Here is an 18,327-nt window from a genome sequence, read left to right as displayed (position 1 = left end):
GTTGCTGTTGCTGTTGCTGTTGCTGTTGCTGTTGCTGTTGCTGTTGCTGTTGCTGTTGCTGTTGCTGTTGCTGTTGCTGTTGCTGTTGCTGTTGTTTTTGACTTTTGGTAGTTCCCATGTGTCGACGCCGTTTGTGCGGTGCAGAAAATGGAATAAGAAGAGCCGCTGTCTGAGCGAAGCGAGTTTCGGATCTTCCCATTTTTTGTACTGCATAAACGGGAACCCCGCAGGGGCGGCGACGCCTGGGTCGCCTTTTTGGCATCCCTTTTTGGCGAAGCAAAAAGGGATGTAGCTGCCGGTCTACCACCGGCCTGCAATCTTAAGTCACGTATGTAGGTAGTGAAAAGCGCGAAGAGTAAATCACCACATGGTGTTCCAAAGCGCTGTGGATTCCAGCTAAAAGCACGCTGGAATGACGTCAATAGTTTTACTATAAGTCAAAGAGCCTTCAGCTTGGTTTAGCAAGTCAACAAAAAGCCCGTATAGTAAAGATTAGCGGTAAGTATTCGCCAACAAAGTAGAAGATGCATCAATGCTGGACCTGGCCACTGTCGCTAATTTAGAATGTCCGTTTTGAAGTCTAGAGCATTCAATTCGAGCCACACGTAATCGCCCACAAACTTGACCATGTGAAGCGCTAGACTTGAACCGTCGTTACCCTGCTGCGCAAACCATTTGATAAGTGAAAGTAAAATGAGTCAATATTCTGATTTATCGCACTTGCTAAGCACGGGCGCATTGTTAGGAAAGTTGAAGCCTGTCGACCCAATGAGAATTCAGGAGAGTCAACAGGTTCATGAAAAATTGCCATCCGACTATGTAGACTTCCTGACTTCAATCGGTGCCGGGACTATTGGAGATAGTCAATATAGTTTGTATTCGGGTTTGATTGATCCAGATTTTATCTACGGTGATGACCGTCAACAAGTTGAAAATATTCTTTTTTTTGGTGACGATTTTCAAGGCTTCAATGCTGGCTTCAAGACCGACGAAGCCTGGTGTATAGTTGAAGTCAACCCCCTGGACTTAGAAGTAAGCATCGTTGCGCCAGATTTCCAAACCTTCATCCGTGAAATAATCGCACAACTATAAACCGACATAACTAGCCTGGAAATTACGCCCGAAAAACTTATTGGCCCACATAGACAACATTAAAGAACTATGTCCTGTACTCCTACTTCTTCCAAACATTCGTCAACAAACTTTACTGCCAGTCCTAGCGACGGCTCCCATGAACAATCATAAAGCAAGCCAACTATTCTTTCATTTGCGCCAAATGATTGCTTGATAATAATTTCAATTGGTAAAACGATAGTACCTAGTTGTGATTGACTGTGAATAATTGGAGCCATCTCATCAGCAAATTCAATGCCAAACCTATCTCTATATTCCTGACAATTACTTTGGTAGTATTCAAATATAGCCACCTCAGCTTGCGCAAGAAATGAGTCTGCTTTTTCGTCAAACCGCTGAAAGGCTTCTCGCTGACTAGATTCAATTTCATCACCCTCATCACAAGATATAGCAAGGTTTACGCTTACCTTTTTACCCAAGAAAATACAACCATATGGTCGAGTCCAACCATATTCATAACTTAGGTCACCTAGTATCTGGTCCTTTAGTTTTTTCACTGTTCTTTCTCACACTTTTTTATAGCAACCCGCATAAAGGAAACTACCTGTCTTTAAATGAATAGTATTTCAAATTCGCACGACTCTACAAAATGAGTTTGTACTGATGTCAGAAGTCTCTATCACAAGGGATATTGAAGACCCAGTCTTCTTGATATGCAAAGCGTAGAACCCAACCGGAAACTCAAGAAACATCCCGCCTCTCAAGGCTTCAGGCTCTAATCCATCACTGCTCACTTCTTCGGCAGCTCCAAAAAACACTCTTCCAGAATTGAACTTCAAGTTGACGCTCACATCTGGCTCGGCTATAGCATCGACGATAGAAACAGAGTATTTCCCATCACTGTCTAAATTTAAGAAAGCCACGTTACCGTTATTCACTTCCTGAATTTCAGCACTTGGAATACTCCACCAATCCGCATCGTCTTCAAGACGATGTTTCAAACACGCCAAGTCAAAAACGCACATGGTCGCGGTGTCAGTCACAAATTTAAAAGTATTCATAGAAAATCTTTAACTTCGCTTTTTTGTAATCGCTCACAAGATTGTGAGCGAGGAATGGCTAAAACTATCTCCTGTTTCCTCGAATCGATAGAAATTCACGAAATAGCCACTTCTACAACGATCTCGGAAAATTGGACTGCACCACCTGAAGTTTGTTTTTTCAGGGGATCTAACGCATAAAAAATATAAACTTCGGCACCGACTTTAAATAGTGATAGATCCTTTTCAAAATTAAGATATATCCCTTCCATCAAGTGTTCCCCCTCTTTTGAAATAACATCCATCGTGTTTATTTCATTGTCTGCATCTTGTCCAGAAGAGTAAACCCTTTCAATAACACCAGATATAACTTTTGTCGGCATAAGGCCATTGGCAATATTCCTCCACCATTTCTCACTTCCAAAAAGACCGTATGTTCCTCTTAATCCCATAAGTGGCCTTGATTCGTCCAGCGTGAGTGTCTGAGCTAAAGATACTTGTTCAAAATCATGCGCAAGTTCCAAAGATAATTCATAAACTAGTTTTGCTGAAGTTGGTAACATAGTCGGATTTAAATACACAATTACTATTCCTCGTCTTCTTAAAGATAATTAGTCCACAGGGGCGATTAGCTATGCGTCTTCCCATGCGAGCATGGGCATACACATGATTTTCGCCTGCACTAATTATCTTCTTCGTAGTCAAACACGCCTAAAAACCCGATCTTGTCAGATATATTCTTTTTTGCGTTGTTCAGATCAAAGAAGAAATTCAATTGCATCACTATCCAGGCTACTTGATCAATGCCCATGTCCCGAGCCGCAGAACAAACTTTTCGACCAAAAGATTCATTATATGAAAGTTGGTCAACTAAGTTTTCGATTGCATCTGTTTTACCATTCAGGGCCGGGATACATTCCTGAAAATCAAGATCATAGAAATCCACTCCACAAAGGTCTTTAAGCAAATCGATGTCACTTTGCTGATGTTCAAATCCAACCCAAATGGAGACCACCCCATCCTTTTCATTTGTGCTCATCAGACTATCCTTTTCGCCAATTTTTGCATGCATTCATGGATATTATTTTCGTCAAAGAGAATTAGATCGAAACTGAAATCGCTGCAAATATTTTTCTGCAACTTCGATTTCCAAGGACGTGTTCAATTCTGGTTTTTGCCAGCTAACACAAGCCCTATTCTCACCTATCCCCCAAAAACCATATTCATTATTGCGCATAACACCCTCATCGCCCATCTTTTTCCTCCAAGATAAAACCTCATGCTGACCCCGAAGTCAGCAGTAAAAATACCTGGAGGACGACCATGCAAACCCACATCCACAACAACAATATCATCAGGGCCGCGCTACTGATCATGAGTCTCTTGATCAACATGACGAACAGCCCAGCCCACGCCACAGGACCACAAAAGATTTTCTACATACGCCCTGTCCCCGATAACGACGACCCCTATCTGCAACAAGGCAGCGATGGCATCAAGCAGGCGGCGCAGATGTACCAGATGCAAGCCACTACCCTGGCAAGCCAGGCTGACCGTGCGGGCAGGCAAAAGCAGCTGGAAAATGCCATCAGGCTGGGGGCGAATATCATTGTCATGATAGGCTATGAATTCAGGGAATTGCTGGATACCGTGCCGCGCACTGCGCCCCACGTGCGTTTCGTGATACTGGAACAATGCATTGCCAATCCACCACCGAATCTGCTGTGCATCAGCTTTCGCGAAAGCGAGGCCAGTTACCTGGCGGGTATGGAAGCTGCGCTGGTGTCAGCAAGCGGAAAATTAGGTGTCATAGGTGCAGTGAAGACGCCGCTGAAGCAAAAACCTGTTGATGCCTTCATCGCCGGTGCCAGGTCAGTCAGGCCGGATGCGGACCTCAGCCATATCGTCTGGATTGAAGGTAGCCAGCCCTTCAATGACGCAGCGCGTGCTGAAGCGTTGGCCAAGAGCATGCTGGCGGATGGTGTGGATATGATTTATGCCGCCGCTGGCAGCAGCAATAATGGGGTGTTCAAAGCGCTTGCCGGCAACAGCAAGGCGCGGGCCATAGGCAGCTATGTCAACCAGTGCCCCAGGACTGCGGGCCGAGTTATCGACAATATGCAGGTGCATGGAGATACGGCCATCAGTCTGGCGGTCGCGGCTATTTTGGCCGGATCAACTGCAACCAGAATAGATTATGGCTTGAAAGAAGGAGCAGTATCACTGACCGGTATCAGCACTGATGCTGCATATTCTGATTGCGATATCCTGCGCCAGCGGCCTGTGCTGCAAAAACTCCGCGAAGCCAGTCAGGCGATTATCAAGGGCAAATTGAAAGTGGAATAGGCTTACTTTTTATCCGACCACAAAGTCCCGCCAGAAGCCCAGTCTTCGCGCTTGATTTCCTGGATGATGATATCCACAGCATCGAGGGAGCAACCCAAGGTTTGGGCACTGGCTTCGGTGACGGCTTTGACGAAGGCACGTTTTTGCTCGAGCGTGCGGCCTTCAAACATTTGTACATTGATGGTGGGCATGGTTTTTCCTCGAAAAGGTGTTGAACAGTTAATGAACAATACCCACCATCATAAATCACTTATGCACGGCTTGTCGCTGATGTACCAGTTTGCCTGCAGCATAAGTGGCAGCCACTGTGCGGTCATCCCCCAGCAAGGCCAGGGCAAACAGCAATTCATCAAGGCTCTCTGTATGTCCGGTACGGCGCGCCAGCAAAGGCGTGGCTTGCGGGTCAAGCACGATGAAATCAGCTTCTGCATCCTTAACGAAATTGCCTATCGTGCCTTCAAGCTGCATACTGCGTGCGCCACCCAGGGTTGCCAGGTAAAACATGCGTAGCGCAGGCAGGTAAGTACCACCGAGGCGTGCCATTTTGTAGGCTTCATTCATGGTGCGCAGCATGGAGAATGAAGTGCCACCACCGACATCGGTGGCCAGTGACAGGCTGACTTGCTGGGCATCGGCACGTTCAAAATTGAACAGGCCGCTACCGAGAAAGAGATTGGAAGTCGGGCACATCGCCACTGCCGACTGCGTTTCTGCCATGCGCGCACGGTCAGCGTCATCAAGCCATATGCAATGGCCGTACATGGCACGCGGGCGCAGCATGCCGTACTGGTCATACACATCGAGATAGCTGCGTGCTTTTGGGTACAGGGACTTGACCCAGGCTACTTCGTCGGTATTTTCTGCGACGTGGGTCTGCAGGAAGGTATCGGGATAAGCCTGCGCCAGTTCGCCTGCCAGTTGCATTTGTGCGTCGCTGGAGGTAGGTGCAAAGCGTGGGGTGATTGCATACAACTGGCGGCCACGTTTATGCCATTTCTTGATCAGGGTTTCGCTGTCGCGTATGCCGCCCTCGGCAGTGTCGCGCAGGAATTCAGGACAATTCCTGTCCATCAAGACCTTGCCTGCCACCATACGCAGATTGCGTGCTTCACTCTCGGTAAAGAAAGCTTCGACGGATTCTGGATGGACAGTGCAATACACCATGGCTGTCGTGGTGCCTGAGCGCAGCAATTCATCAATGAAAAAATGCGCGACTTGGGCACTGTGATTGATGTCTGCAAACTGACGTTCAGTCGGGAAGGTATAAGTCTCCAGCCAGGGCAGCAAACCGGGCGCTGGCGAGGCGATCATGTCAGTCTGGGGGTAATGGATGTGGGTATCGATAAAACCCGGCACGATGAGTTTGCCGCGGTAATCGATGACCTCAGTACCCTCAGGCAGGCTGGTATGCAATTGGGCATATTCGCCTGCGGCGACGATCTTGCCACCATCAACGATCAACAGGCCATCCTCATGCCAGGCATAAGCCTGCGCATGAAAGGCCGGGTCTTGCTGGAAATGCAGCACACTGGCGCGGTAAGCTTGCAGCGTGTTTTTACTTGAAATATTGCTCATCGTGGTCTTTCTGAATTCTGTCTTGCAGGCGCAATCAAACCAGACCACGACTTGTTCATCAAGTCTGCCGGTCTGGCATCACATTCGCATTGATCTGGTGGGTGCTAAGCGCTAACAGCGAGAGTTTAACGCTTAGCCAGCGAGTGACACTCATCTAGCGCTCGTTTTTCTCTATTAGATGCAGAAACATCAGCACCTATACGCGCAAGCACGCGGCTGAGTTCCTTTTGCTGATGGATTTCATGTTCTTCCCAGACTTGCAAAAGCTGGGCAACGACCGAGGCGGCAATCACTGCCGGTTGCTTGCCGTGTATGCCGGGCAAGCCTATGGGGCACACCATGTCATTCAGACGGGTAGCCGGTATGCCGCGTTCACGCAGGCGGCGCTCAAACTGTACGCGCTTGGTTTGCGAACCGATGAGGCCAAACCAGCCTACATCCGGCAGACGCAGGATATGTTCAGACAGTTTTTGATCCAGTGCGTGGCTATGCGTGAGCACCAGGAAAGACGTGCCCGGAGCGGCTTTAGCAATCAGGGCTTCTGGTGTATCCGTCGCTTCTACCGTGACATTGGCTGCCAGCCTGGGTGGGAACATATCTTCGCGTTCATCCACCCAGGTGATACGGCAAGGCAGCTCAGCCATGGCACGAGCTATGGCGGCACCGACATGGCCTGCTCCAAACAGCATCAGGTGGGCACGATAGGCGAGGCAGGAATCGAGCAGCCAGCGCTGGTCTGCTGTATCGGTCAAAACCTGGCATGGGGTGTTGGTATCGATTTGTACTGGCAAACCCGCTGGCCAGGCTGGACCTGTCAGGTGCGTGCCATTGGCATCGCACAGGGTTGGTGCTGTGTTGCTATCGAGAGCCAGCAGACGCCAGCTATCTTGCCCCAGACGCCAGCGCTGGTTCAGGCAATTCAGATAAGCCAGGCTGTCAGCCTGCACACGTTCAAACGCCAGATGCACAACACCACCACAGCATTGACCCAGGCTGGGGCCTAGCGGGAAGCGTTCAAAGCGGCGCTGGGCGGCAAGCTGGGATTCCGGCATGGCCAGCATGCTGCGGGCGATTTCTGTCGCCTTCATTTCCAAGTGGCCGCCACCTATGGTGTCGAATAATTCATCTGCCGTGACCAGCATCTTGGCACCCGGCTCACGCGGACCAGAACCCAAGACAGTAGCAACCGTCACCAATATCTTGGGTATGGACTGACTGGCGATAGCGTTTAACCAAAGCTTCATATGCGGCTCACTTTTCCTGACTGGATGATGCTGCCATTGCTTCTACGCCATTGATGGCTGACAAGATCGCTTCACTGGTTGCCGGTGCATTCAGTGGCGGGTTATAGCGGTAGTCGGCCACGCTGGCAATCGCGTCACGTATTGCAAAGAAAACAGAAAACGGCAACAACAGAGGCGGCTCACCAACGGCCTTGGACCTGTGTATGCTGTCTTGCACATTGCGGTTCTTGAACAGGCTGACGCGGAAGTCTTCAGGACAATCAGAAATCGCTGGGATCTTGTAAGTCGAAGGTGCATGCGTCATCAGCTTGCCGCTTTTGTTCCACCATAATTCTTCTGTCGTCAGCCAGCCCATGCCCTGTATGAAAGCACCTTCTACCTGACCAATATCGATGGCGGGGTTCAGAGAATTACCGGCATCGTAGAGGGCATCAGCGCGCAAGAGTTTCCATTCACCAGTCAGGGTATCGACGATGACTTCGGATACCGAGGCACCATAGGCATAGTAAGAGAAGGGATTGCCGCTCATGGTCTTGGGGTCCCAGTGCAAACCCGGTGTCGCATAAAAACCGTCAGACCATAATTGCACCCGTGCCAGGTAGGCTTTTTGCACCAGGGCTTCAAACGGGATATCCAGGCCATTGACACTGACCTGGCCCGCCGCAAAGCGGATGTCTGCCAGTTCGCCACCATAAGTTTTCACGGCAAATTCAGCCAGGCGCTGGCGCAGTGTATGCGCGGCATTTTGCGCGGCCTTGCCGTTCAGGTCAGCACCAGTCGAAGCGGCAGTAGCCGAGGTATTGGCAACCTTGCTGGTATCGGTGGCGGTAGCGCGCACCTTGTCCAGGTTCAGGCCCAGCTCATGCGCCACTACCTGGCACACCTTGGTATTCACGCCCTGCCCCATTTCACAACCGCCGTGATTGACCAGTACCGAGCCATCAGTATAGATGTGTACCAGAGCACCAGCCTGGTTCAGATGGGTGACGTTGAAGGCGATGCCAAATTTAACCGGCGTCAGTGCCAGACCCTTTTTAAGGACGGGGCTGCTGAAGTTGAAGGCCTTGATATCGGCACGGCGTTGCTGGTATTCGCTGCTGGTTTCCAATTCTGCCACCAGTTCATGGATGACGTTATCGACTACCTTCTGGCCATACTGGGTGATATTGCGACCCTCTTCGTCATTGCGGCCATAGAAATTGATCTTGCGTATGTCGAGCGCATCCTTGTTCAGGTCGCGGGCAATATTATCGATGATGTATTCAATCGCAATCGCCCCTTGTGGGCCACCAAAACCACGGAAGGCGGTATTCGACTGGGTATTGGTCTTGCCGCACATGGCGCGGATATCGACGTCACCAAGGTAGTAGGTATTATCGAAATGGCAGACGGCACGGGTTGCTACTGGCGCTGACAAATCGGCAGAATAACCGGCACGCGAGACCATCTCCACCCTGGCGGCAATGATGCGGCCTTCGTCGTCATAACCGACTTCATAATCATAGTAAAAGCAATGGCGCTTGCCAGTCACCATCATGTCGTCGTCACGGTCCGCACGCAGTTTCACTGGGCGTTTCAGCTGGGCCGCAGAAATCGCTGCTGCCGCCGCCCATAAGGCAGATTGCGATTCCTTGCCACCAAAACCACCACCCATACGGCGACATTCAACCACGATGTTGTGGCTGTGTACACCGAGTGCATGCGCAACCACATGCTGCATTTCGCTAGGGTGCTGGGTAGAACACAGCACCAGCATGCCGCGGTCTTCTTTGGGTATGGCGTAAGAAATCTGGCCTTCGAGGTAGAACTGTTCCTGGCCGCCCACATACAATTCCCCTTTGACGCGGCGTGGTGAGCGTTCGAACGCGGCCTGCGCATCGCCACGTTGCAAGCGCATGGGTGGCAGGACGAAGGACTGGGCTTTTTTTGCTTCTTGCGGCGTCAGTATCGCAGGCAATTCTTCATAGGTAATCTCAGCCTTGCGCACGGCGCGGCGCGCATTGTCATGCGTGTCTGCAACGACGATGAAGATGGGCTGGCCTACATATTCAACCAGGCCCTCTGACAGGATGGGGTCATCATGGATGATGGGGCCGCAGTCATTGGTGCCGGGGATATCCTTGGCGGTATATACCGCCACCACGCCACGCGCACTTTTGACTGCATCAAAATTCATGGACAGGATATTCGCATGTGCCTTGGACGACAGCCCAAGTGCCGCGTGCAGAGTGCCCTGCACTTCAGGGATATCGTCGGTATAACGCGCCTCGCCCAGCACATGCAAGACTGCTGATTCATGCGGATGTGATTTGCCTACCTCCGCCCAGTCTGCACCATCTTTGGCAAGGTTTTTGTCTGTCAGGAAAGCTTCAGTTTGGGTATTCATGTTTTCTCCCGAGCCTTATTCAGCGGTAACAGTGGCAAAGACATTGATGGCCTGCAGTTTCAGTGGTGCATCAGTGCGCGTCTCCAGCCAGAAACGGCGCAAGAGATTTTGTGCTGTCTGCATGCGGTAAGTATTGCTGGCACGCATATCAGTCAGTGGTGTGTAATCCTGTGCCAGCAAGGCCATGGCATTTTTTAACGTTGCTTCATTCCAAGGCTGGCCGTTCAAGGCTGCTTCGGCCAGTGGTGCGCGGCGTGAGGTAGCGGCCATACCGCCAAAGGCGATATGTGCATCACGCACGATGTCACCATTATCACCATCGAGGCTGATCGCAAAAGCGGCGCAGACGGCAGAGATATCCTGATCATAGCGCTTGGCGAGTTTATAGGTGCGGAATTGCTGCCCGGCTTTGGGCAAAGGTATGCGCACGGCGGCAACAAATTCGCCAGGCTGCATATCCTTCTTCATATAGTCGAGGTAAAAACTCTCCAGCAACAGAACGCGCTGGCCGCGCACGCTGTGCAAGACTATCTCTGCGCCCAGGGCGATCATCCACGGTGCAGAATCACCAATCGGCGAACCATTGGCGACACTGCCGCCCAGCGTGCCAGTATTACGTATAGGTTGTGAAGCAAAACGCTGCCACATCTCGGTCAGTTCATCAGGATAATGCTGACAGACTGCGCCATAGGCATCATTGAGCGACACGGCAGCACCTATCTCCAGCATGCCATCCACGGTCTTGATGTGTTTTAACGCATCGACTTCACGCACATAAATGATATTGCCCAGATCGCGCATTTGCTTGGTCACCCACAGGCCGACATCGGTGGAACCTGCCAGTATGGTGGCATTGGGGTTGGCTTCACGCACTTCAGCCAGTTGCTGCAAAGTGCGCGGTGCAAAGAAAGTCTGGCCATCTGCCGTATAGCTGAACATCTCGCCACGCTGCAAACCTTGCAAGCCACTGATGACTGCCGCACGGTCAAACTCAGCCGCTGGCAATTCACCCATGCGCTTTGCGGCATCGATGATGGGGCGGTAGCCTGTGCAACGGCAGAGATTGCCGGACAGGGTTTCGTCTATCTCCTTGCGACATGGCGGGACAGTACTGCCTTCTTTTTTGAGGTACAGGCTCCACAGCGACATGGCAAAGCCCGGCGTACAGAAACCACATTGCGAACCATGACATTCCACCAGCGCCTGTTGCACGGGATGCAGCTCACCATTTTTTTGTTGCAAGTCTTCTACCGTAAACACCGCCTTGCCATCAAGGGTGGGCAGGAATTGTATGCAGGAATTAACCGACTGCAATTCCAGCTGACCATGTTTCATTTCACCAATGACTACTGTACAGGCACCACAATCGCCCTCGGCACAACCTTCCTTGGTGCCTGTGCAATGCATGTCTTCGCGCAGATGCTGCAATAGCGTGCGCGTAGGCGCAGCATTGCTGACTTGCTGAATTTGGCCTTGGTAATAGAAACGAATAGGGTCAGACATGAATGCTCCGGTATGAAATTCTTATGGGGCGAGGTTAGCATCCGTGGCGCTGACATCTATATGCATAAAATGATGTAGCTTATCTGCGCACAAAAATATAAAACACCAAACCATCACCCTGACAGGCTGGAAAGCCTTGTCAGTATTCAGTATAGACAGTACAGGGGAAAACGCAGACCGGGGTGTAAATGGGGGATATCACGGTTTTTGTATATCGGTCTGACTAAGAAATACACGCAAAATATACGTAGCAGGTCGTATTGACGTTGCGGTTGCTTTTGAATTTCTGCCGTTCCCATGTGTCGACGCCGTTTGTGCATTACAGAAAATGGAAAAAGAAGGACCGCTGTTTGAGCGCAGCGAGTTTCGGGACTTCCCATTTTTTGTACTGCACAAACGGGAATCCCCTTTAGGGGGCGACGACGCCTGGGTCGCCTTTTTGGCATACCTTTTTGGCGAAGCAAAAAGGTATGTAGCCGCCGGTCTACCACCGGCCGGCAATCCTAAATTACGTGTAAACGTACTTCAAAAACAGATGTCCAAAACACGACGAATCTGAAATTCATATACCTAACAGTATGCGTCGAACGCCGCTGGATTCCAGCTAAAAGCACGCTGGAATGACGTTACTAAGATTATAAAAATTTTAAAGGCTGACTAGCCAGGTAAGTATCTCAGCCCCCTCATTCTTGCACCTCAAGCCGAAAACTAATCAGCAGATTTCTTAGAAGAATTCTTAATAAAATCACTATGTCTAAACCTCAACCCCGACCAATCCTCATCAATCGCCACCATCCTCACCGTATCAAACCCCGCCGCCTTGATCACATCCCAGCCAGTATCCCGATTGAACTCGCACTTATACTTCTTAGACGTACCTTTCGGATATGCAAACCACAACAAGGCATCTCCCTCGATTTTAGTCAGCAGGGCAGCACTGATCTTGTCCAGCTCATCTTGCTTGCTGACAAACGCCAGGGCAAATTCGCAGCGTTTGCATTTCTTGATATCCTGAAAAATCTCCACATCTGCTTCAGCAACCAGTTCATCAATGACAGGCTGGAAAGATGCAGGCGCATTGACTATCAGTAGCCGTTTTTGCTCTTTCAAATTCATTTTCGTAAAAATCGGCGACATCTGTATGACTCCTGTCTTTTGATGCAAACAACTATCTCAGATGTTTACGGGAAATATCAGATATTTGCAAAATTCACAATTGCGTACCCAGCTCGCGGATTTTGCGCATAGTCAGAAAATTAGGCAGGAAGCGCCAGACAGCGACTGCCGCAATCAAGCCAGGTATCCAGTAAAAATTCACCGCAGGTAAAAACACTGGCACACCCAGCAAGACGACGGCAACAAAAATCTGCACTTCGCGCCCTACCCAGCCCTGGTTTTCGATACGCCGGGCAGCCAGCTTATTCAGCAGCAGCGAGATTTTTCCGACGGTGTGCTCTACTCTCAATGCTGCTTTTTTGGCGTCCTGCCAGGCTATTTCGGTGCTGGCCGAAGCGCGCAGCTTTTCCAGCAAATCATGGTAGTCATCCAATGCTCTGTACAGATCATCTGCGGCGACGGTGGACAAGAGGCTGTCGGTCGCAGCTACGCGTAGGGCTTTGATGCTGCGTACAACTTCCTGCTTCATGGCCGCAGCCGCATCCTGGTCAGCAGTGCGTTGCCAGGCCTCGGCTTTTTGTTGGCGTTCAACGGCTTTTTGCGCTTCGGGCAACAGGGCTTCCAGCACCAGCAGCGAGGCCACAGGCATTTGTTCTATCTCACCGAGTGCAGATAGCCAGGGGCAATAAGCTTTCAAGCCAGCATAGGCGATGACCAGGCGTTTGCGCAGGCGCTCGGGCCAGCGTTCATCATAGGCCAGCGCCAGGACGCGCGCATGCAATTTATGCAGGGGTACCCTATCATCTGCCTCAATGCCATAAACGAGCTTGTCGATATTGGCATACTCACCCGGCAAATGCTTGCTGGCATAATCTTTCACCAGGCCAAAAGCCTCTTGCCAGGCCTGCTGAATTTGCTTGCAGCAATGCTGCCATTTTTGCACTATGCTGGCGACCTCCTTGTTGCCAGCGTCGGCATAAGCTTCCAGCACACCGTAGTTATACAACTGGTTCAGCCAGCTAGTGGCAAGTTCGTCGCCTTTCAGTGAGCGATTGGCATAGCTGAGTATGGCGGGCAACTCTATGGTTTCGCCACGCCAGACTGGCGGTATACCAGGGGCCAGATGCAAGATCAGGCGCAATAGCTGTACATCGACTGAGAGCTTTTTATCCTGGCGCATATCCAGCAAGACGCGCACTGCATTCTGGTCCTTTTGCACATCGCGGAACCAGGCCAGCAATTGCGCATTCGAGATATCCCTGACGCCATCATCCCAGTTGCGTGCCAGGGCGACTGCCAGTTGTTCGCGTGTGTGGCAAAGGTCATGGCCTATGTGATAGGGCTCGCGAAAACCGCCCATGGCCATGGTTTCCACCGCGTCTGGCAAACTGGCATCACGCGCCAGCCAACGCATGATCTGTTCATCAGCCCAGCGTTTTTTGGGGTCACGCAAGAGCAGGCCGCGCAACAGCTTGCGCAGGTAGGCGTCTGTCACCGTATTGAGTTCCAGCTCGCGCGTGGTCAGGTGGTGCAAGATCACGGCTTCTGATAAACCAGCAAATGGATGCTGGCCCAAAGCCAGCTCCAGCATGATCATGCCCAGCGCCCAGTAATCTGCCTTGGCATCGATGACGCCCGACAGGCTTTCTGGTGATGCATACGGCAAGGTACGCGCCGTGCCGGTCAGCCTTTGCGTGGCATCCAGCACTGAAGAGATGCCAAAATCAGTCAATATCAAATCCAGCGGTTGCAGCGTGCGCACCAGGATATTTTCTGGCTTGAGGTCACGATGGATAAGTCCGGCTTTATGCACGCTGACGATGGCGGCTGCCAGCTCACGTACTATGCTTTCCAGCATGGCGGCATCTGGCCGCTTACCCAGCATGTTTTTTCTCAAGGAACCAAGCTCACAATACTCCATAAGCTCATAGGCATGGCCATCTGACACGCCCGCTTCCAGCACGGTGACGCGGTGCTCGGCTGGCACTGTTTGCAGTCTTTCCCTGACTTCAGATTTACCATGTATGCCGTGACGGTAAATCTTGGCGACACGCTGCATGGAGCTTACATTTTCTTCCACCAGCAATAGCTCAGCCTCTGCCCCCACGGTAGGCAAATGATGCAATATCTTGTAGCGATCACGCAGGGCTTGGGGCAGTGATAGCAGGCTATGGATCTGGCCGCTATCTGGAGTTGATGCTGCAGGCTCCTTGATCAGCGGGCGGTTGCAATACAAGCATAGTTCGCTGTCTAGCGGATTACTTTGTTCGCAATCTTCATAACTGCAAATTAATACGCTTGCTTCAGTCGCGACCGGCTTTATCTCAACTTGCGGTTCAGGCTGCTGCCGTTTTTCCATCAAGTCCACACCTGACAACAAGGTGCCGCAAACACAGCGCATGACTTCAGGCGCGTTTTCGGTTTCACATGCGGGGCAGCGGCGTATGTAGGTCTGACTCACTCAGGGCCTCCAGCTGACACTATCAAAGGTCAAACCGCGGCTGGCACATAATTGTTCCAGTGCCTGCATGTCACCGCGACCTGGTATGCCTACATACCAGACACGCTGGCCGTCTATCATGGTCTGTATGCGTTTGTCCTGTTCGTCTATGGGGGCATCAACATAAGCCTGCATACGCGCCCTGGCGCGGTCTGACAAGAGCACCAGCGGTTGATTGGCTGAGCCACGCCAGGCCTGGGTCAGCGGCTTGCTGGCGATGAAAGGTTCGGGGATCAGGGCATCGATTTTTTGCAGTAAGTCTGCATGTTTTTTTTGCAGGGTCGCCAGTGGATATCCGCTATAGCAGAGTATGTCAAAATCCATCCCTGCACTGCTGCGCCAGTGTTGCAAACCATCCAGCAAGGCATGCAGAGCCTTGGTTTGCTCGAAGGGTTCGCCACCAGAAATAGTGATGCCTTCAAATTGCCCGGCACTGACTTCGCGGCACCAACTCAGCAAACCTGCAACTGTCATTTCCTTGCTACTATCTCTGGCCCAGGTATCTTGCGAGACACAGCCCTTGCAGCCTATGTTGCAACCCTGTACCCATATGCCTATGCGCCGCCCCGGCCCCAGTACGGTGACCGGAAAATGCGCTTTATTGATGGCTATCTTCATGCTAATTGCAGGCTCAGGCTGATGACTTTATCGGCTTCGGTAATGGCTATCACAGTGACGCGCTGCTTGCCTTCCAGCTCCTGTTCGAACAAGGCGCGCGACAAGGGATTGATGAAATTCGATTCCAGCTGGTTACCAACACCACGACCACCATTGCTGAGATCACGTATGCAGCGTGCCAGCAATTCATCACGCACCGTCGCTGGCATAGCCAGTTGTAAATTGAGTTCTTCCTGCAATCGACGCGCCACATTGCGCAGCATGCCATCAAAGATTTTTGCGGCGACTTCAGCAGAAATAAAATCAAAGACCACGATATTGTCACCAATGCGGTTCAATAACTCTGGCCGCGACAATTTGAACTTGAAGTAATTGCCTATGGCCTCGCGCACCTTGAATTCCACGGTTTCATAACTGTCACCGGGCTTTACATTCTGGCTGCGGTTACCCTGGTTATCCTCCACATAGATACCCAGGTTAGAAGTAAAGATCAAAATGGTTTCCGAGAAATACGCCGTGTCACCACGGCCATCGGTGAGGCGGCCGTCTTCCAGTATCTGCAAGAATTTATCGAGTATGCGTGGATGGGCCTTTTCGATTTCATCGAACAGCACGACAGAAAAGGGTTTTTGCCTGACGGCGTTGGTGAGTTCACCACCAGCATCAAAACCCACATAACCAGGTGGCGCACCGAGCAGGCGGGCGCTGGTATGTTCTTCAGCAAATTCACTCATGTCAAAGCGCAGATAGGCGCGTTCATCCCCAAACACCAATTGTGTCAGGGTCTTGGCCAATTCGGTTTTACCGACACCGGTAGGGCCGGCAAAAAATAGGACACCACGCGGACGGCTGCCGCCAGAACGCGCCTGCGCACCCGTCAAGCTCATGACGGAACGCTTGAGTATATCCAGGGTTTTGACTACCGCCGGATGCTGCCCCTTGACGCGGTCTTCGATAAAACTTTGTCCATCACGTATTTTCTTGCGCAGGTAATCCTTGCGCCAGGGGTTGTCCAGCGCGCCTACTTTATAGCAGCGCACTGCATCTTCTATATCTGCAATACCCAGCTTTTGCCGGTCTGCCAGCTCAGTGATGTCGGACAGAGCTGATAGCGACATACCCTCTGTCCCTTCGGTAAAACTTTTGACGAACTGGGTACGCACGGTAGCGGCTGCGTCCGCATAGCCATTGAACAAAGGGGCCAGTTGCAAAGCCGCCGCCTGGCGCATTTCAAAGTCAGGTTTGCTGATGACCAGGCTGGCCACTCTTTCACTATCCAGTGTGAACCAGGATGGTAAATCCTGGGCACGATTGACCAGCCATAGTATGGGGTTGTATTGCGGTGGCCCCCCTGCCTCACGCGGGACGATGGCACTGGCCGTGAGTGAGATTTTTTCTGCTGCGACAAAAAATCGATGCTCGGCCTCGCCCAGTTGTTCTGCCTTGCGGGTAATGCGCGATGCAAAATCCAGCACCAGGGCGCAGCGCATTTCTCTTTCTGCGCTGAGTTTTTTCATCAGATTGCTCAGGCTTTCGAGGCTGATTTGCTGGCAACCATCGGCCAGTTTCACATCGAACAAGCGGGTAGCCAGTTCGCGCTGGCCGCTGTCGTCAGGATAGACACGCAAGCCATCTACCGGGTCATAGATCAGCAAGAGCCGGTAATCCAGACGCTTCAACGATTCCCACAGGGCGCGATTGAATGGCACCAGGGTAGCACCACCTGACGATGCATCCAGAGGTGCCAGAGGCAGTAAAAAACTGTCACGTATGGCACCAGAAATCACATAATGCGATCGTATCGGCAGCAAGCGCTGCAAGTCTTGCAGCCAGCGGGTTTCGGGTACATTCATGGCAATTTTTTCGACATTAATTGGCTAAGACTTTCAATTTGATCTTCTTCAGCAAATTGCGGCAGCTTGTCCTCCACGACCAGTTGCACCGGCAATTCACCAGCCTGCAATAGCCGCGTCACTTGCATGTGTATGCCTCGCGCTTCCAGCGCTGCCATCAAGGTAGGAAATTCACTGCACCAGCGGTCTTCTGCCAGATGATCAAGCACGCTGCGCTCATTTTCACCTTGCTTGACAGAGCGGATGACATTGAAATTGGCTTGTCCGGTTTTGGCATCCATGCGCATGCGCACCATATACTTGTCCCAACTGGCACGACGGAAATGCACCACGCCGCCTTCGACAAACAAGGTATGTGAAACTTCTTCGACCTGGTAACCCAGGTCTTTCAAAGTCTGCTCCAGTATCAGGGCCTGGGCTTGTTCTACCTGGCGTTTTTTCTCCGCTTCGAGCAGGGCCTGGATTTGCAGACGCAATTCGCTCGCCAGCATGTCGGCGCGGGCACCTGGCAGGGACTTTTCCAGTTCCCTCGCCAGTTGCGCGATATGCTCGGGCAATTGCTCCAGGTGGGCTATGCGTTTCAACAGGCGCGCCAGCCGGTCTTGCGGCAAGGCTGCGGCACTGGCTGCGTCCAGGTTGGCATCACCTTCATCAGAGAGCGCATCTGCACGTCTGGCTGATTCTTGCAACAACACTGGCCTTAACTCACGCACCAGCGCCTGCAAGCTACGTAGATATTCTATGATTTCCTGTTCATCCGTCCCGGCTGGCGACACAGGCTGGCTGGCTGCGATTTGTGCGCTGCAGCCTATCTTTTCAGCCAGTGCAATCAACTGGGCATATTCCTGCTCAGCGATTTGCAATTGCTCTTGCAGGGCTTGTTTGCCCAGGGCTGCTGCTGCCTGCAGGCGTTCTTGCAAGTCAGTTTGCTCAGCATCCTGATGCGCGCGCAAGGCGTCGGCGTAGTGATGAGCCTCGGCCACCGCCAGAGCAGCACGTATGGCCGCCGCAGACAACAGGATTACAAGGCCATCGCCCGTGATCACGACTGTAGTTGGACCACTCATAGCTG

General features: G+C 51.6%; 17 protein-coding genes. 3 read left to right on the top strand and 14 right to left on the bottom strand.

Going from position 1 to position 18,327, the window contains the following annotated elements; translation table 11 throughout:
- The first annotated feature begins 693 nt into the window (after positions 1–693).
- The gene (locus Q8K39_RS13555) at positions 694–1,092 is read left to right on the top strand and encodes an SMI1/KNR4 family protein (protein ID WP_305260932.1); all 399 of its coding nucleotides are present in this window, start codon (positions 694–696) and stop codon (positions 1,090–1,092) included.
- 59 nt (positions 1,093–1,151) lie between these two features.
- On the opposite strand, the gene Q8K39_RS13550 is transcribed toward Q8K39_RS13555, so the two are convergent.
- The 4 genes from Q8K39_RS13550 to Q8K39_RS13535 form a co-directional block, all read right to left on the bottom strand.
- The gene (locus tag Q8K39_RS13550; RefSeq protein WP_305260931.1) at positions 1,152–1,631 is read right to left on the bottom strand and encodes a hypothetical protein; all 480 of its coding nucleotides are present in this window, start codon (positions 1,629–1,631) and stop codon (positions 1,152–1,154) included.
- Positions 1,632–1,700: 69 nt separating this feature from the next.
- Positions 1,701–2,135, bottom strand: a complete 435-nt coding sequence (locus tag Q8K39_RS13545; RefSeq protein WP_305260929.1) for a DUF6386 family protein — start codon at positions 2,133–2,135, stop codon at positions 1,701–1,703.
- A gap of 95 nt (positions 2,136–2,230) precedes the next feature.
- Positions 2,231–2,677, bottom strand: coding sequence for a hypothetical protein (locus tag Q8K39_RS13540; RefSeq protein ID WP_305260927.1), 447 nt, complete (start codon positions 2,675–2,677; stop codon positions 2,231–2,233).
- Between the two features lie 119 nt (positions 2,678–2,796).
- Positions 2,797–3,153 (bottom strand): immunity 22 family protein, encoded by a 357-nt coding sequence (locus tag Q8K39_RS13535; protein ID WP_305260925.1) that lies wholly within the window; start codon positions 3,151–3,153, stop codon positions 2,797–2,799.
- 284 nt (positions 3,154–3,437) lie between these two features.
- Between Q8K39_RS13535 and Q8K39_RS13530 the strand changes: the two genes are divergently transcribed.
- Positions 3,438–4,460 carry a BMP family ABC transporter substrate-binding protein gene (locus Q8K39_RS13530; RefSeq protein WP_305260923.1) on the top strand — a complete coding sequence of 341 codons (1,023 nt, stop codon included), beginning with the start codon at positions 3,438–3,440 and terminating at the stop codon, positions 4,458–4,460.
- A 2-nt stretch (positions 4,461–4,462) separates the two neighbouring features.
- On the opposite strand, the gene Q8K39_RS13525 is transcribed toward Q8K39_RS13530, so the two are convergent.
- The 5 genes from Q8K39_RS13525 to xdhA form a co-directional block, all read right to left on the bottom strand.
- On the bottom strand, positions 4,463–4,651 hold the full coding sequence (locus Q8K39_RS13525) for a 4-oxalocrotonate tautomerase (protein ID WP_110254338.1): 189 nt from the start codon (positions 4,649–4,651) through the stop codon (positions 4,463–4,465).
- Positions 4,652–4,706: 55 nt separating this feature from the next.
- Positions 4,707–6,035 carry a guanine deaminase gene (guaD, locus tag Q8K39_RS13520; protein WP_305260919.1) on the bottom strand — a complete coding sequence of 443 codons (1,329 nt, stop codon included), beginning with the start codon at positions 6,033–6,035 and terminating at the stop codon, positions 4,707–4,709.
- 125 nt (positions 6,036–6,160) lie between these two features.
- Positions 6,161–7,279, bottom strand: coding sequence for a xanthine dehydrogenase accessory protein XdhC (xdhC, locus tag Q8K39_RS13515; RefSeq protein ID WP_305260918.1), 1,119 nt, complete (start codon positions 7,277–7,279; stop codon positions 6,161–6,163).
- Between the two features lie 7 nt (positions 7,280–7,286).
- Positions 7,287–9,665: a xanthine dehydrogenase molybdopterin binding subunit gene (xdhB, locus tag Q8K39_RS13510; RefSeq protein ID WP_305260917.1), complete on the bottom strand. Its 2,379-nt coding sequence runs from the start codon at positions 9,663–9,665 to the stop codon at positions 7,287–7,289.
- Positions 9,666–9,680: 15 nt separating this feature from the next.
- Positions 9,681–11,168: a xanthine dehydrogenase small subunit gene (xdhA, locus tag Q8K39_RS13505; protein ID WP_305260915.1), complete on the bottom strand. Its 1,488-nt coding sequence runs from the start codon at positions 11,166–11,168 to the stop codon at positions 9,681–9,683.
- Between the two features lie 328 nt (positions 11,169–11,496).
- On the opposite strand from xdhA, the gene Q8K39_RS13500 reads away from it, so the two are divergent.
- Complete coding sequence (locus Q8K39_RS13500; RefSeq protein WP_305260914.1) at positions 11,497–11,727, top strand: hypothetical protein; 231 nt, start codon at positions 11,497–11,499, stop codon at positions 11,725–11,727.
- Positions 11,728–11,876: 149 nt separating this feature from the next.
- On the opposite strand, the gene Q8K39_RS13495 is transcribed toward Q8K39_RS13500, so the two are convergent.
- The 5 genes from Q8K39_RS13495 to Q8K39_RS13475 form a co-directional block, all read right to left on the bottom strand.
- On the bottom strand, positions 11,877–12,278 hold the full coding sequence (locus Q8K39_RS13495) for a hypothetical protein (protein WP_305260911.1): 402 nt from the start codon (positions 12,276–12,278) through the stop codon (positions 11,877–11,879).
- 100 nt (positions 12,279–12,378) lie between these two features.
- Complete coding sequence (locus Q8K39_RS13490) at positions 12,379–14,745, bottom strand: protein kinase (protein ID WP_305260909.1); 2,367 nt, start codon at positions 14,743–14,745, stop codon at positions 12,379–12,381.
- Positions 14,746–15,402, bottom strand: a complete 657-nt coding sequence (locus Q8K39_RS13485; protein WP_305260907.1) for a 4Fe-4S single cluster domain-containing protein — start codon at positions 15,400–15,402, stop codon at positions 14,746–14,748.
- A complete protein-coding gene (locus Q8K39_RS13480) occupies positions 15,399–17,255 on the bottom strand; it encodes an AAA family ATPase (RefSeq protein ID WP_305260905.1) in 1,857 nt (618 codons plus the stop codon). The genes Q8K39_RS13485 and Q8K39_RS13480 overlap by 4 nt, the downstream gene beginning before the upstream one ends.
- On the bottom strand, positions 17,252–18,322 hold the full coding sequence (locus Q8K39_RS13475) for a hypothetical protein (RefSeq protein ID WP_305260903.1): 1,071 nt from the start codon (positions 18,320–18,322) through the stop codon (positions 17,252–17,254). The genes Q8K39_RS13480 and Q8K39_RS13475 overlap by 4 nt, the downstream gene beginning before the upstream one ends.
- Positions 18,323–18,327 lie beyond the last annotated feature (5 nt).

The organism is Undibacterium sp., assembly GCF_030683615.1.
Taxonomy (GTDB): domain Bacteria; phylum Pseudomonadota; class Gammaproteobacteria; order Burkholderiales; family Burkholderiaceae_D; genus Undibacterium; species Undibacterium umbellatum.
This window is presented reverse-complemented; position numbering and strand designations above follow the sequence as displayed.

Excerpts from the sequence above, each read along its gene's own strand:
- Q8K39_RS13555 (WP_305260932.1), top strand. The coding sequence starts at position 694 with ATGAGTCAATATTCTGATTTATCGCACTTGCTAAGCACGGGCGCATTG.
- Q8K39_RS13545 (WP_305260929.1), bottom strand. The coding sequence starts at position 2,135 with ATGAATACTTTTAAATTTGTGACTGACACCGCGACCATGTGCGTTTTT.
- Q8K39_RS13540 (WP_305260927.1), bottom strand. The coding sequence starts at position 2,677 with ATGTTACCAACTTCAGCAAAACTAGTTTATGAATTATCTTTGGAACTT.
- Q8K39_RS13535 (WP_305260925.1), bottom strand. The coding sequence starts at position 3,153 with ATGAGCACAAATGAAAAGGATGGGGTGGTCTCCATTTGGGTTGGATTT.
- Q8K39_RS13530 (WP_305260923.1), top strand. The coding sequence starts at position 3,438 with ATGCAAACCCACATCCACAACAACAATATCATCAGGGCCGCGCTACTG.
- Q8K39_RS13525 (WP_110254338.1), bottom strand. The coding sequence starts at position 4,651 with ATGCCCACCATCAATGTACAAATGTTTGAAGGCCGCACGCTCGAGCAA.
- guaD (WP_305260919.1), bottom strand. The coding sequence starts at position 6,035 with ATGAGCAATATTTCAAGTAAAAACACGCTGCAAGCTTACCGCGCCAGT.
- xdhC (WP_305260918.1), bottom strand. The coding sequence starts at position 7,279 with ATGAAGCTTTGGTTAAACGCTATCGCCAGTCAGTCCATACCCAAGATA.
- xdhB (WP_305260917.1), bottom strand. The coding sequence starts at position 9,665 with ATGAATACCCAAACTGAAGCTTTCCTGACAGACAAAAACCTTGCCAAA.
- xdhA (WP_305260915.1), bottom strand. The coding sequence starts at position 11,168 with ATGTCTGACCCTATTCGTTTCTATTACCAAGGCCAAATTCAGCAAGTC.
- Q8K39_RS13500 (WP_305260914.1), top strand. The coding sequence starts at position 11,497 with ATGGAAAAAGAAGGACCGCTGTTTGAGCGCAGCGAGTTTCGGGACTTC.
- Q8K39_RS13485 (WP_305260907.1), bottom strand. The coding sequence starts at position 15,402 with ATGAAGATAGCCATCAATAAAGCGCATTTTCCGGTCACCGTACTGGGG.
- Q8K39_RS13480 (WP_305260905.1), bottom strand. The coding sequence starts at position 17,255 with ATGAATGTACCCGAAACCCGCTGGCTGCAAGACTTGCAGCGCTTGCTG.
- Q8K39_RS13475 (WP_305260903.1), bottom strand. The coding sequence starts at position 18,322 with ATGAGTGGTCCAACTACAGTCGTGATCACGGGCGATGGCCTTGTAATC.